The sequence below is a fragment of the Brevundimonas sp. TWP3-1-2b1 genome (assembly GCF_049896165.1).
In the GTDB taxonomy this organism is placed as follows: Bacteria; Pseudomonadota; Alphaproteobacteria; order Caulobacterales; family Caulobacteraceae; genus Brevundimonas; species Brevundimonas subvibrioides_B.
Map to the genome: position 1 here is coordinate 61,412 of NZ_JAFCTT010000003.1, position 12,741 is coordinate 74,152.

14 protein-coding genes are annotated in these 12,741 nt (G+C 68.8%); 7 read left to right on the forward strand and 7 right to left on the reverse strand.

Features of this window, described 5'->3' with window-relative positions:
* Positions 1–9: 9 nt before the first annotated feature.
* Together ACP7AB_RS03765 and timA are read right to left on the reverse strand one after the other, a co-directional pair.
* Positions 10–1,098 carry an MltA domain-containing protein gene (locus tag ACP7AB_RS03765; RefSeq protein ID WP_425990378.1) on the reverse strand — a complete coding sequence of 363 codons (1,089 nt, stop codon included), beginning with the start codon at positions 1,096–1,098 and terminating at the stop codon, positions 10–12.
* 13 nt (positions 1,099–1,111) lie between these two features.
* On the reverse strand, positions 1,112–1,762 hold the full coding sequence (timA, locus tag ACP7AB_RS03770) for a TIM44-related membrane protein TimA (protein ID WP_425990376.1): 651 nt from the start codon (positions 1,760–1,762) through the stop codon (positions 1,112–1,114).
* A gap of 278 nt (positions 1,763–2,040) precedes the next feature.
* On the opposite strand from timA, the gene secB reads away from it, so the two are divergent.
* Complete coding sequence (gene secB / locus ACP7AB_RS03775) at positions 2,041–2,544, forward strand: protein-export chaperone SecB (RefSeq protein ID WP_425990374.1); 504 nt, start codon at positions 2,041–2,043, stop codon at positions 2,542–2,544.
* Positions 2,545–2,546: 2 nt separating this feature from the next.
* Here the strand turns inward: secB and dnaQ are convergent, their stop codons facing one another.
* Genes dnaQ through ACP7AB_RS03800 form a run of 5 tightly spaced genes read right to left on the reverse strand, consistent with a single transcriptional unit; the run spans position 2,547 to position 6,182 of the window.
* Complete coding sequence (gene dnaQ, locus ACP7AB_RS03780; RefSeq protein WP_425990372.1) at positions 2,547–3,269, reverse strand: DNA polymerase III subunit epsilon; 723 nt, start codon at positions 3,267–3,269, stop codon at positions 2,547–2,549.
* A 6-nt stretch (positions 3,270–3,275) separates the two neighbouring features.
* Positions 3,276–3,917, reverse strand: a complete 642-nt coding sequence (gene coaE, locus ACP7AB_RS03785; RefSeq protein ID WP_425990370.1) for a dephospho-CoA kinase — start codon at positions 3,915–3,917, stop codon at positions 3,276–3,278.
* Positions 3,914–4,714 carry a shikimate dehydrogenase family protein gene (locus ACP7AB_RS03790; RefSeq protein WP_425990368.1) on the reverse strand — a complete coding sequence of 267 codons (801 nt, stop codon included), beginning with the start codon at positions 4,712–4,714 and terminating at the stop codon, positions 3,914–3,916. Before ACP7AB_RS03790 ends, coaE begins: the two co-directional genes overlap by 4 nt.
* Positions 4,711–5,256, reverse strand: coding sequence for a Maf family protein (locus tag ACP7AB_RS03795; RefSeq protein WP_425990493.1), 546 nt, complete (start codon positions 5,254–5,256; stop codon positions 4,711–4,713). The genes ACP7AB_RS03790 and ACP7AB_RS03795 overlap by 4 nt, the downstream gene beginning before the upstream one ends.
* 56 nt (positions 5,257–5,312) lie before the next feature.
* Positions 5,313–6,182, reverse strand: a complete 870-nt coding sequence (locus ACP7AB_RS03800; protein WP_303694798.1) for a pyruvate, water dikinase regulatory protein — start codon at positions 6,180–6,182, stop codon at positions 5,313–5,315.
* 526 nt (positions 6,183–6,708) lie between these two features.
* Here ACP7AB_RS03800 and hemE point away from each other — a divergent pair.
* From hemE to mnmE, 6 genes are all read left to right on the forward strand, one after another.
* The gene (gene hemE, locus ACP7AB_RS03805) at positions 6,709–7,746 is read left to right on the forward strand and encodes a uroporphyrinogen decarboxylase (RefSeq protein WP_425990366.1); all 1,038 of its coding nucleotides are present in this window, start codon (positions 6,709–6,711) and stop codon (positions 7,744–7,746) included.
* Between the two features lie 10 nt (positions 7,747–7,756).
* Positions 7,757–8,809, forward strand: coding sequence for a ferrochelatase (gene hemH / locus ACP7AB_RS03810; RefSeq protein ID WP_425990364.1), 1,053 nt, complete (start codon positions 7,757–7,759; stop codon positions 8,807–8,809).
* Positions 8,806–9,270, forward strand: coding sequence for a CopD family protein (locus tag ACP7AB_RS03815; protein WP_425990363.1), 465 nt, complete (start codon positions 8,806–8,808; stop codon positions 9,268–9,270). The genes hemH and ACP7AB_RS03815 overlap by 4 nt, the downstream gene beginning before the upstream one ends.
* A 238-nt stretch (positions 9,271–9,508) precedes the next feature.
* On the forward strand, positions 9,509–10,942 hold the full coding sequence (gene rho, locus ACP7AB_RS03820; protein WP_425990361.1) for a transcription termination factor Rho: 1,434 nt from the start codon (positions 9,509–9,511) through the stop codon (positions 10,940–10,942).
* 126 nt (positions 10,943–11,068) lie between these two features.
* The gene (locus ACP7AB_RS03825) at positions 11,069–11,302 is read left to right on the forward strand and encodes a DUF6489 family protein (RefSeq protein WP_303694792.1); all 234 of its coding nucleotides are present in this window, start codon (positions 11,069–11,071) and stop codon (positions 11,300–11,302) included.
* Between the two features lie 142 nt (positions 11,303–11,444).
* A complete protein-coding gene (mnmE, locus tag ACP7AB_RS03830) occupies positions 11,445–12,740 on the forward strand; it encodes a tRNA uridine-5-carboxymethylaminomethyl(34) synthesis GTPase MnmE (protein WP_425990359.1) in 1,296 nt (431 codons plus the stop codon).
* Position 12,741 lies beyond the last annotated feature (1 nt).

The following is a 12,741-nucleotide window of genomic DNA, read 5'->3' on the forward strand; positions in this document are numbered from 1 at the left end:
CGGGGCGGCTCAGGGTCTCGGAAGCAGCCGCCACATGCGCAGGGGGTGCCGCACCGCCCCGGCCTCCGCCCCCGCCGCCTCGCCCCGGCCCATGTAGAGATCGGCGCGCACCGGGCCGCGAATGGCCGAGCCGGTGTCCAGCGCCATGACCAGACCGGTGTAGCCATGCCGCGCCCCGACCAGGTTTCCGGCGCCGGCCGAGATCCACACCAGATCGCCATAGGTCCAGCTAGCCGGATCCACCGCGATGGCCCGCCGGGCCTGCAGGGGTACACCGGCCGCGCCCGCCGGATGTCCGCCGTCGTCGGGGTCCAGCGAGAAATAGATGTAGCGGGGGTTCAGGGCCGTGATCGCCCGCGCCTCCGGCCCGCGATGGGCCGCCAGCCAGGCGCGGATCGCCTCGCCTGAGGTTCCGTTCGTCGGCAGGAGGCCGCGCTCCGCCATCGGCCGGGCGATGCCGACGAAGGTCCGGCCGTTGTCGGCGGCATAGGCGGCGCGCGCCTTCGATCCGTCCTCGAACGTCAGATAGCCGGACCCCTGGATCTGGAGGAAGAACAGGTCCTCGGCGCGCATCCAGGCCAGGGGCGGCGAGAGCGTGGGCCCGGCCTCGATCACGGCGCGCTCGTCCAGAACCTGGCCGCGCGACCAGCCGGAGGGGCGGCCGAGAACGGGGGTGTCGAACTCCCGGTCCGCGGTGCGCCGGGCCGGGTACTCCGGAGCGAAATAGGCGGTCAGCAGGGGTGACCGGCCCTCAGCGGGTTGGGCCTCCACGATCCGGAAGCCGTCCTCGAAGAAGGCCCTGGCCATGGAAGGCGTCACCGGGCGTGATGTCTGCTTGATGTGCTGGGATCGCTCGCACTGACGCACGGCAGCCGCCTCACGCGCGACGCGGCAGGTCTCGGCATAGGCCTGGAAGGCGGCGAGGTGGTCTTCATCGGCCCAGCCGGGAAGGCTCTGCGGGCCCGGCAGGCTGGAAACCTGCGGCGGAGCGGTCGGTGTGGGACGCGTCGGCGAGACCGGAGGCTCGGGCCGGGGCGTCGCACACCCCGCCAGGAGCAGGAGCGCGCCCGCCAGTCCGAGCCTCAGGCCGAGTCCCAAGGCGCGGCCGCCCCTAGGCGTTGGCGGGTTCGACGCGGGCGAGGACCCAGTTGGGGTCTGCGGCGCCCAGGGAGCGTTCGAAGGTCCAGTGCTCGGCCGTGCGACGCTCTTCGATGCGGGGCTCGGCCGGAGCGCCCGGAGTCGCCTCGCCCTCGGGCGGAAGGACCCTGGAGCGGATCTCGGCCAGAAACCGGACCTTGGCGACGGCGCGGTCGCCCTCGGCCGAGGCCAGTTCCAGGTCGGCGCGCGGCGCGTGCAGGAATTCGACCTGCTCGGTCTCGCCCCGGGTCTCGCGGGCGGCGATGCCGGTCTCGAACGAGGCGAGGACTGCGGGGGTCAGCAGCGGCTTCAGAGCCGCGCGGTCGCCGGAGGCGTAGCCCCGCACGATGGTTTCATAGGCCTGGCGGGCGCCGTCGATGAACTTGGCCGGATCGAAGGCCGGGTCGCGGGCGCGCAGCGAGGCGGCGGCAGCCAGGGTGGCGGCGTCGAGCGCAGGCACGCGGGCCTGGGCTTCGGGACCCGTCACGCCCGTAGCGGGCAGGGCTGGCGTCTTGGCGTCCTCCTGCGGCTGACGGCCGACCTTCTTGCCCAGCACATTGTAGAGCTGGAACAGGACGACCGCGGCGATCACGGCGAAGATGACGAGCTGGAACTGTACCGGCACGGGGTATCCCTGGGATGGCGTCCTGATCCCGGCCATGAGGGCCGGGCGCGTCGGACAGGACGATTACGGTCTGATATGGGCGTGCGCAAGCCGCGACGCACCCCGGGCGAGTTGTGACATGCCGCCGCTACCCCGCAGCGCGCCCCGAACACGCTCAGGCAGGGAGCCGCCGCACGGCGGTGCGGTCGCGCCCCTGGCAGAGGGAAAGTTGCGGGACGTCCGGGCGAATGCTAGTCGCGGCGCCTCGCTTTTCCGCCATATTGAACGGCTTCGCCTCCATGACCGACGTTTCGCCCCCCGACGCCAACGGCGCCAACCCGACCGAACGCCCCGCCACCCTGGGCTTCCGCATCCTGGCGCAGTACGTCCGCGACCTGTCGTTCGAGAACCCCAAGGCCCCCGACAGCCTGCGCCTCGAGGGCAAGCCCCAGATCGACATGGGCGTCGAGCTCAACGCCCAGGGTCGTCCCGACGGCCTGTTCGAAGTCGACGTCAAGCTGTCGATCAAGGCCTCGACCGACACGATGCCGGTCTTCCAGGTCGAGCTGCTGTACGGCGGCCTGTTCCAGCTCGAAGGCGTGCCGGAAGACGCGATCGAGGCGATGCTGCTGATCGAATGCCCGCGCTATCTGTTCCCCTTCGCCCGTGAGATCGTGGCCGGGGCGACCGCGGACGGCGGCTTCTATCCGCCCTTCATGCTGGATCCGATCGACTTCGCCGGCATCTATGCAGCGCGCCAGCAACAGATCGCCGCCCAGCCGGACGCGACCGGCCAGGCCTGAGGTCAGGCAGCGGGCTCGACGACCTCGAGCCCGTACCCGGCCCACAGCGACTGGTCTTTTAGCGTCGCCAGCAGGAAGGCGCGGTGCGCCTCGGCCTCTTCGGCGTGAATCCGCGGCGTGAGCGGCCGTGATCGTGGCTGATAGCCGCCGGCGGCCGCATGGGCTGCGGCGGCCTGGCTCTCGCGACGGCTGGACAGGTCCAGCACCCGCTCCTTGCCGCCCTTCAGCTCCAGATAGACCTCGGCCAGAAGGCGGGCGTCGATCAGGGCGCCGTGAAACGAGCGATCGGCCAGGCTGACCTTGTAGCGTTTGCACAGGGCGTCCAGCGAGTTGGGCATGCCTGGCCAGCGCTTCTGGGCCAGCTGCAGCGTGTCGATCCAGCGGGCCTCGTGCAGCAGGGCGTGACCGCAGCGACCGCACTCATGATCGATGAAATTGCGGTCGAACTGGGCGTTGTGGGCGATGACCGGGGCCTCGCCGATGAAGGCCATCAGGTCGATGACGATCTCGGCGAATTTCGGCGCGTCCCTGACCTTGTCGTCGGTAATGCCGTGCACCCGGATGGCGTCGGCCGGGATCAGCCGCTCTGGGTTGACCAACCGGTGGAAGGTCCGGCCGGTCGGCAGCAGGTCCTCGATCTCTATACAGCCGACCTCGATCAGCCGGTCGCCCGTTCGGGGGTCGAAGCCGGTGGTTTCGGTGTCGAGAACGATTTCGCGGGACATGCCCTTCTAATGGGGTGTTTCGGCGGCGCCCGAAAGAGTCCGGCGGGGTAGTTTCCAGTCCGGGGCCAGAACGATCCCCACGATTTCGGCGACCCGGGTCCGGGCGGCGTCGAGGCCCCGGCCGGTGTCGATGACGAAGTCGGCGCGACGACGCTTTTCTCCGTCCGGAATCTGACGCGCCAGAATGGCCTCGAACCGCTCCGCCGTCATTCCGGGCCGGGCCAGAACCCGGCGACGCTGGGTGGCTGCGTCGGCGCTGACCACGACGACCGCATCCACGGCCCGGTCGCCGCCGGTCTCGAACAGCAGGGGGATGTCGAGGACGGCCAGCTTCACGCCGGCCGCCCGCGCCGCCTCCAGATCGGTCATGCGGCCGGCGGCGGCGAGCGGGTGGACGAGGGTCTCCAGTCGCCGGAAGGCCGTCTCGTCGCGGCCAAGCGCCTCGGCCAGCCGCCCGCGATCCACGGCTCCGTCAACGACCACGCCCGGAAAGGCCTCGCCGACCGGCTCGACCGCCGCCCCGCCGCGGGCATAGAGGGCGTGAACCGCGTCGTCGGCGTTCCAGATCAGGGCGCCGTGCTCGGCGAACATGGCGGTGGTGGTCGACTTTCCCATGCCGATCGAGCCGGTCAGGCCGAGCACGATCATCCATCCTCCCCCAGCACGGCCAGGGCAACGCGACGAATGTTGATCGGCGCCGGATCGTGGCCGAAAAAGGCGCGGAACGACGGACGCGCTTGCCCGATCAACATCCCCAGGCCGTCGACGACCGTCAGGCCCCGATCGCGAGCGCGCGACAACAGCGGCGTTATCCGGGGCCGGTAGCCCATATCCATGACCACGGCGTAATCGGCCAGTTGCGAGACATCCAGGTCAGAGGGCCCGCTGATAGCGTTGATGACCACAGCGGCTGTCTCCAGATCCGCCGGTTTCGCAATGCGTGCGCCGAGCGTTCCGGCCAGCGCCTCGGCACGTGACACGGTCCGGTTCAGAATGGCGACCTCGGCGCCGGAATCCACCAAGGCCGAGACCGCCGCGCGCGCTGCGCCCCCGGCGCCCACGACAACCACCGGCGCTCCGGCGAGGTGAAGGAGGGGCGCCTGTCCGGCCAGCGCCATCAGCAACCCTTCGCCATCCACGCTGTCCGCCCGGACCTGACCGTTCTCGAAGAGCAGCACATTGGCCGAGCCGGCCCGTGTCGCCACCGGCGTGGCCGTGTCGGCGATCTGCAGCGCACGCTCCTTGAAAGGCGCCGTCACGTTCAGGCCGAGAAACTCGCCCTGCCGTCCCCGGGCGATCACGGCGTCAAAAGCGGACTCATCCACCGCCGGAAATGGCTGGTAGGTAGCGTCCAGGCCAGCGGCGCCGATCCATGCGCCGTGGATCACCGGGCTGAGGGATTGGGTGATCGGCCATCCCGTGAGGCCCGCCCGCATGGTGGTCATGACCTGAGCACTCCCGCCCGCCGCAGTTCTTCCAGAACCGGCCACAACGGCAGGCCCAGCACAGTGAAATAATCGCCTTCGACCGCCTCAAACAGCTGCGACCCCATCCCCTCCAGCCGGTAGGAACCGACGCAGGCCAGCAGGCTGTCGCCCTCGGCCTTCAGATAGGCGTCCAGAAAGGCGTCCGAGAAATTCCGCACGCGCATCGTCGCCGTGTCCTCGCCCGACCAGACCACCTGCCCGTTCCGTGCGAGGGCCGCGCTCGAATGCAGCTCATGCGCCTTGCCCCGCATCGCCTTCAGCCGGTCCCGCGCCGCCTCCAGTGAACCCGCTTTCGACACCAGCCCGCCCTCGAAGGCCAAGGTCTGGTCCGCCCCCAGCACCCAGGCGTCGGCGTCATGGCGCGACACCGCCAAAGCCTTGACCCGCGCCAACTCGACCGCCAGCCCGGCGGCGTCAGCCGGATCATGGGCCGCCTTGACCGCATCCTCGTCCACGTCGGCGACCTGGACCGAGAACGGCACGCCGGCGCCGGTCAGCATCGCCCGCCGGGCCGCGCTTTTCGACGCCAGGATCAGCCTCTCGGTCGTTTCCCCGGTCACCAGGACGCTCCCAGACGGCGGGTGCGGCGTTCGGTCAGCAGGTTCAGGATCGCGGCCGCCGTCTCCTCGACCGAACGGCGGGTCACGTCGATAGTGGGCCAGCCCCGCTTTTCGAAGGCTCGCCTCGCCTTGATCGTCTCCTCGCGCACCGCGTCCGGCTCGACGTAGGACGAGGCATGGGTGGCGTTGAGCCCGTCCAGCCGGTTCCGGCGGATCTGCACCAGCCGGTCGGGTGAGACGGTCAGACCGACAATCAGCGGATTCTTCAATCCGACCAGTCGCTCGCCGTCCTCCTGCCCCGGCACCAGAGGCACGTTCGCCGCGCGGACGCCCCGATGGGCGAGATAGATGCAGGTCGGGGTCTTGGACGTCCGGCTGACCCCCACCAGGACGACGTCGGCGCCCTCCAGCTGCTCGGCCGTGCCCTGACCGTCGTCGTGGGCCATGGCGTAGTCCAGCGCCCCGATCCGGTTGAAATAGTCGTGGTCCAGGGCGTGCTGCGCCCCGACCCGCGTCGACAGGGCCGCGCCGAGATACCGCGACAGAGCTCCGACCAGGGGATCCAGCGCCCCGATATGCGGCATGTCGAGCGCCCGGCAGCCTTCCTCCAGCTGGGCGCGCAGGTCGCGATCGACGATGGTGTGCAGGACGACGCCGGGCGCCGCCGCCACCTCGGCCAGAACTCGCTCCATCTGCTTTTCGGACCGGACAAGCGCATAGATGTGCTCGATCGGGATGACGCCGTCGAACCGGGCCGTGACCGCCTTGGCCATCGCGTTCAGCGTCTCGCCGGTCGAGTCCGAGACCAGATGGACATGGAAATAGGTCGCCAGCCGCGACGACCCCGCGGGCCGCGCCGGGCTCATCGCGGACCCCGCGACGGGCGCGCCGGATTCCGGCGAGGGAAAACCATATCAGAGGGGGTGCGAATGGCGAGGATTCCTGTGGACCGGACTGGGCGCCGCCAACCTCGGTCGGGGCGCCGAAACCTATAGCGCGGGCCTCGTCGCCCGGCGAGCGGGGACAGAGGTGGAGCACACACCTCGTCCGGCAACGGATCATCCCCGCCCCCGGATCCGCCATCGGTTCGACTGGGGAAATGCTTAACGAAAGGTAAACGGCCCCCAATCCCGCCTCAGGCCAAGCGCCCGGCTGGGCCCGGGCCATTAAGGATTCGTTAAGGGTTTTGCCCGGTTTCCACAGGCGCTCAGACAGCCACCGAGCCGTCTTTCCGGGACCCGGGACAAGGCCGTGCGGCGTGGGGACGAGAGCCGATCTGTCCCCGCCGTCCCACGCCCTATCTGCTTCCTCAGATATTTCTAAGATTCTGATCAGGATAAGAGGAAGGCCGTGGGCTTGAGGGGATGCGCTCATCACCGTAGAGCCGGGGTCATGAGCACCACGCCTTCGTTGATCCGGGTCCTGCAGGGTGAGACCCTTGCGCGCCCGCCCGTCTGGTTCATGCGTCAGGCCGGTCGTTACCTGCCCGAATATCGCGCCCTGCGCGCCCAGGCCCCGGACTTCATCGCCTTCTGTCTGAACCCGGAGATGGCTGCCGAGGCGACCATGCAGCCGATGCGCCGGTTCGGTTTCGACGCGGCCATCGTCTTCGCCGACATCCTGCTGATCCCCCAGGTCCTGGGTCAGGACGTCTGGTTCGAGACCGGCGAGGGACCGAAACTGGGTCTCATGCCGTCGCCGGGTCGGATGGCTGAACTGGCCGACGGCGCCGGGGAGTCTCTGCATCAGGTCGGAGAGACCCTCAGCCGGGTTCGGGCCGAGCTGGAGCCGGAGCGGGCCCTGATCGGGTTCGCCGGCGCGCCCTGGACCGTGGCCACCTATATGCTCGACGGCCACCACAATACGATGGGCAAGGGCGAGCGGGCCCAGGCGCGGTCCTACGCCTATTCCGACCCGGACAAGGTCGATGCGGTTCTCGACGTTCTGGTTGAGGCCACCGCCCGCTATCTGAAGATGCAGGCCGACGCCGGCGCGGATGCCCTGAAGATATTCGAGAGCTGGGCCGAGGGCCTGCCGGACGATCTGTTCGAACGGCTGGTGATGCGGCCGCACAAGAAGCTGGTCGCGAGGGTGCGAGAACTGGGCGTCACCGTCCCCCTGATCGGTTTCCCGCGCGGTTCGGCCCTGCATGCCGAACGTTATGCCCGCGAGGTCGATGTCCAGGGCGTGGCGCTCGATACCGCCTGTTCGCTGGAGCGCGGCAGACAGGTGCAGGCGATCAAGCCGATCCAGGGCGCCCTCGATCCCCTGTTGCTCCGCGCCGGTGGTGCGGCTCTGGACCGCAGGGTGGATGAGCTTGTCGAGGCCTGGGGTGCGGGTCCATGGATCTTCAACCTCGGCCACGGGATTCTGCCGGACGTGCCGATCGCCCATGTCGAACAGGTGCTCAGGCGCCTGGGCGCCCAGTGAGGACCGACAAATGACCGGCAGACGGATCGCAGTCGTCCTGTTCAATCTCGGCGGCCCGGACGACGCCGCCTCTGTGCGGCCCTTCCTGTTCAACCTGTTCAACGATTCGGCCATCATCGGCCTGCCCGGGTTCGCGCGGACGCCTCTGGCGAAGCTGATCTCCTCGCGCCGCGAGAAGAGCGCCCAGGCCAATTATGCGATGATGGACGCCGGCGGCGGCTCGCCCCTGAAGGCGGAGACCCGCAAACAGATGGCGGCGCTCGACGCCCGGCTGGCGACCCTTTTGCCCGGCGACGAGGTCAAGAGTTTCGTCGCCATGCGCTACTGGCACCCATTGACCGAGGAAACGGCTGTCGATGTCGCCGCCTTCGGCCCCGATGAAGTGGTGCTGTTGCCCCTCTATCCGCAGTTCTCGACCACGACGACCCAGTCGTCGCTCAAGGCCTGGAAGGCCGCCTATGCGGGCTCGGGCCGGTCACGCGCGATCTGCTGCTATCCCCGTGCCGCCGGCTGGATCGAGGCCCAGGCCAATGGCATCCGGGCCAGACTGGCCGATGCCGCCCGCGATCATCCGGGCCGCCCGATGCGGGTCCTGTTCTCCGCCCACGGCATCCCCGAGAAGCTGGTGGCTCAAGGCGATCCCTATCAGGAACAGATCGAATCGACGGTGTCTGCCGTCGTCAAGGCTGCCGGATTGCAGGACTGGGCCCTGTGCTATCAGAGCAGGGTCGGGCCGATGAAATGGCTGGGCCCCTCGACCCCGGATGCGATCAAACAGGCCGCAGCCGACGGTGTCGGCGTTGTCGTCACCCCGATCGCCTTCGTCTCGGAACACATCGAGACCCTGGTCGAGCTCGACATCGAATACGGCGAATTGGCCCACGAAGCCGGTCTGCATCCCTATCTTCGTGCGCCCGCCGTCGGCGTGGCGGAAACCTTCATCGGCGCCCTGGCCCAGGCCGTGACCGCCAGCCTCGACCGCACCGGCACAGCGCCCTTCGGCCCCGGCTGTCAGGCGCGGTGGAAGGCCTGTCCGTTCCAGACCGAAGCGGCCGTAGCGTGAACCTCTATGATCTCGCGCGCGGCCTGCACATCCTGGCGGTCATCGCCTGGATGGCCGGGATGCTCTTCCTGCCCCGCCTCTACGCCTATGACGCCGAGCAGAACGGCAAGCCCGAGCCGCTGAAGTCCGAGATGCAGACCCTGCTGCGGCTGTGGCAGGCACGACTGCTGCGCATCATCGTCAACCCGGCCATGATCCTGGCCTTCGTGTTCGGCGGCTGGCTCATCTATCTGGACGTCGAGATGCGGGGCTGGGCCTTTCTGGCCGAGCCATGGATGGTGACCAAACTGGCCGGCGTCTTCCTGCTGGCCGGCTGGCACGGCTTCCTGTCGGCCGAACGCAAGCGGATCGCTGCCGGGACCTCGACGAGGGCGGGCCGATTCTGGCGCATGACCAACGAAATCCCCTTCGTGCTGGCCATCATCATGGTCCTGTCGGTGACGACCGAGTGGACCTTCTGAGCCGCGACGCTTGACCCACAGGCCCGGAATGTGGTTCCGCTGACGGTGAGGCGTCGTTCGCGGCGCTGCCCTTCTCTTCGCGACGACCGATCGCTGGCCAACTCGCCGCCTTCGGACCCGACGCTCTCCCACCCGGCCGCAAGGCCTTCGTCATCCTCCGGCCAGCCCGGGGGACCATCCGTCCCCGCCAGACGTCCCTCGACGCCGGGCCGTGACGGCGTGAATCCAGAGCTCCGACATGACCGACGTCCGCGACACCGACCCCACAGCCCCTGAAGCCGAAGCGCTCGAGGGCCTGACGTCTGAAACCGCCGAGGACACCTCGCAGGCGGATGGGGCCAATGACGCCGACGTGGCCGCCGACATCGGCGATGACGCGGAAGAGGACGGCGAACCCGTCGTGCCGTCCGGCCGGATCACGCTCCAGGAGCTGAACGACAAGACCCCGGTCGAGCTGGTCGCCTTCGCTGAACAGTTGGAGATCGAGAACGCGTCCAACCTGCGCAAGCAGGACCTGCTGTTCGCCATCCTCAAGACCCTGGCCGACGAGGAGGTCGAGATCATCGCCTCTGGCACGCTGGAAATGCTGCCCGACGGCTTCGGCTTCCTGCGCTCGCCGGACGCCAATTATCTTCCGGGTCCGGACGATATCTATGTGTCTCCGTCCCAGATTCGCCGCTTCGGCCTGCGCTCGGGCGACACGGTGCACGGCGCCGTGCGCGGCCCCCGCGAGGGCGAACGCTACTTCGCCCTGCTCAAGGTCGACACGATCAACTACGAGGACCCGGAGACGGTCCGCACCAAGGTCAATTTCGACAACCTGACGCCGCTGTATCCCAACGAGCGGCTGATCATGGAAATCCAGGACCCGACCCTGCGCGATCGCTCGGGCCGGGTCATCGACATCGTCGCGCCGCTGGGCAAGGGCCAGCGTTGCCTGATCGTGGCCCCGCCGCGCGTCGGCAAGACCGTGATGCTACAGAACATCGCCAAATCGATCGAGGCCAACCACCCCGAGGTGTCGCTGATCGTTCTGCTGATCGACGAACGCCCCGAGGAAGTCACCGACATGCAGCGGACGGTGAAGGGCGAGGTCGTGGCGTCGACGTTTGACGAGCCGGCCACCCGCCACGTCGCCGTGGCCGAGATGGTGATCGAGAAGGCCAAGCGCCTGGTCGAGCACAAGAAGGACGTCGTCATCCTGCTGGACTCGGTCACCCGTCTGGGCCGGGCCTACAACGCCACCGTCCCGTCGTCGGGCAAGGTCCTGACCGGCGGCGTCGACGCCAACGCCCTGCAGCGGCCCAAGCGGTTCTTCGGCGCGGCGCGGAACGTCGAGGAGGGCGGTTCGCTGACCATCATCGCCACGGCCCTGATCGACACCGGCTCGCGCATGGACGAGGTCATCTTCGAAGAATTCAAGGGCACCGGCAACTCCGAAATCGTCCTGGACCGCAAGGTCGCCGACAAGCGCATCTTCCCGGCCATCGACGTGCTCAAGTCCGGCACCCGCAAGGAAGAGCTGATCACGCCGAAGGACCAGCTGACCAAGACCTATGTGCTGCGGCGGATCCTGAACCCGATGGGCCCGCAGGACGCGATCGAGTTCCTGCTCGACAAGCTGCGTCAGTCCAAGAACAACGCCGACTTCTTCCAGTCGATGAACACCTGATGTGGACCCTAACGCCTCGGACGCGGTCCGAGGCTGCTTGAGGGCCGTTCCTCAAGTAGCCGGACGCCGTGCGTCAGGCGCTAGGAACACCAAGAGTGATGTTTCACGTGAAACAGGGAGACCGTGATGAAGGTGAATGTCGAAGTCGAATGTACGCCGGCGGAGGCGCGCCATTTCCTCGGCTTGCCCGACGTCCAGCCGCTGAACGACCATCTCGTCGCAGAGATGCAAAAGCGGATGGACGCCAACATGTCGGCCATGCAGCCCGAAGAGCTGATGAAGACCTGGACCAGCTTCGGCCTCCAAGCCCAGGACCAGTTCCGTCAGCTCATGCAGGCCGCGGTGACGACGCCGAAGTGAACGAACGTCTCCTCCCCCGTCGGGGGAGGGGGACCACGAAGTGGTGGGGGGGGCAGGCCGCAGACACCGACACCGGGGCGGGCCCCCTCCGTCTCTCCGCTTCGCTTCGAGCCACCTCCCCCAACGGGGGAGGAGAAACACGATGACCGACACCGTCTTCGCTCTCGCCACACCACCCGGCCGAGGCGCCATCGCCATCCTGCGCCTCTCGGGCCCGGCGACGGATCAGGCTCTCCGTGCCCTCGGCGCGCCCGATCTGAAACCGCGCCTCGCCGCCCTGCGCAGTCTGAAACACGGCGGCGCGATCCTCGACCAGGCCCTCGTGCTCCGCTTCCCCGGCCCGAACTCCTACACCGGCGAGGACTGCGCCGAACTCCACCTGCACGGCGGCCGCGCCGTCATCGACGCCGTCTCCACCGCCCTGATCGATCTCGGCCTGCGCCCCGCCGATCCGGGAGAGTTCACCCGCCGCGCCTTCGAGAGCGGCCGCATGGATCTGGCCCAGGCCGAGGCGGTCGCCGACCTGATCGACGCGGAGACCTCGGCCCAGGCGGCCCAGGCTCTGGGTCAGCTCGACGGCGCCCTCAGCCAGACCTACGCCGGTTTCCGCCGCGACCTGCTGACGGCCCTCGCCCTCGTCGAGGCCGAGATCGACTTCCCGGACGAGGACGTACCCGACCATCTGGCCTCATCCGCCGGTCCGGTGCTTGATCGCCTGACCGCCGACCTGAACGGCGCCCTGGCCGACGCCGAACGGGGACGGCGCGTGCGTGAGGGCTATCGCATCGTCCTGATCGGCGAGACCAACGCCGGCAAGTCGGCCCTGTTCAACGCCCTGGTCGAGCGGGAGGCCGCCATCGTCACCCCCATCGCAGGCACGACGCGCGACGTGCTCGACGCCGACCTCGTCATCGGCAGCTATGCCGTGACCCTGTCCGACACCGCTGGCCTGCGCGACAGCGACGACCCGGTCGAGGCCGAGGGCGTCCGTCGCGCCCGCGCCCGCGCGGGGGCCGCAGATCTGCGCCTTTGGGTCCGGGCTCCGGGCGATCCTGAGGGGGACGCCGCCGCCTTCGTCCGGCCTGACGATTTCACCGTCTGGACCAAGGCCGACCTCTCGCCGGCCTCGGGGGAGGGCATCGCCGTCAGCGCAGTGACCGGAGTGGGTCTACGCAAACTCCATGATGCGCTCGCAGCCCGACTCGCGCGGGACCTGTCCGGCGCGGACTTTCCGGCGGTAACCCGCGAACGCCATCGGCGCAGAGTGTCTGAAGCCGCGACGATGGTTCAGGCCGCGCGCAGCCACCTGACGACGGCGCCTGAGTTGGCGGGTGACGATCTGCGCCGGGCCGCTGACGCTCTGGGCCGGGTCACGGGTGCGGTCGGGGTCGAGGAGATCCTCGGCGAAGTTTTCTCGACCTTCTGTATCGGCAAATAGG

What these genes read in the sequence shown, in the direction of transcription:
- secB (WP_425990374.1), top strand. Translation starts at nt 2,041, where the DNA reads ATGACCGACGTTTCGCCCCCCGACGCCAACGGCGCCAACCCGACCGAA.
- dnaQ (WP_425990372.1), bottom strand. Translation starts at nt 3,269, where the DNA reads ATGTCCCGCGAAATCGTTCTCGACACCGAAACCACCGGCTTCGACCCC.
- coaE (WP_425990370.1), bottom strand. Translation starts at nt 3,917, where the DNA reads ATGATCGTGCTCGGCCTGACCGGCTCGATCGGCATGGGAAAGTCGACC.
- ACP7AB_RS03790 (WP_425990368.1), bottom strand. Translation starts at nt 4,714, where the DNA reads ATGACCACCATGCGGGCGGGCCTCACGGGATGGCCGATCACCCAATCC.
- ACP7AB_RS03795 (WP_425990493.1), bottom strand. Translation starts at nt 5,256, where the DNA reads ATGCTGACCGGCGCCGGCGTGCCGTTCTCGGTCCAGGTCGCCGACGTG.
- ACP7AB_RS03800 (WP_303694798.1), bottom strand. Translation starts at nt 6,182, where the DNA reads ATGAGCCCGGCGCGGCCCGCGGGGTCGTCGCGGCTGGCGACCTATTTC.
- hemE (WP_425990366.1), top strand. Translation starts at nt 6,709, where the DNA reads ATGAGCACCACGCCTTCGTTGATCCGGGTCCTGCAGGGTGAGACCCTT.
- hemH (WP_425990364.1), top strand. Translation starts at nt 7,757, where the DNA reads ATGACCGGCAGACGGATCGCAGTCGTCCTGTTCAATCTCGGCGGCCCG.
- rho (WP_425990361.1), top strand. Translation starts at nt 9,509, where the DNA reads ATGACCGACGTCCGCGACACCGACCCCACAGCCCCTGAAGCCGAAGCG.
- ACP7AB_RS03825 (WP_303694792.1), top strand. Translation starts at nt 11,069, where the DNA reads ATGAAGGTGAATGTCGAAGTCGAATGTACGCCGGCGGAGGCGCGCCAT.
- mnmE (WP_425990359.1), top strand. Translation starts at nt 11,445, where the DNA reads ATGACCGACACCGTCTTCGCTCTCGCCACACCACCCGGCCGAGGCGCC.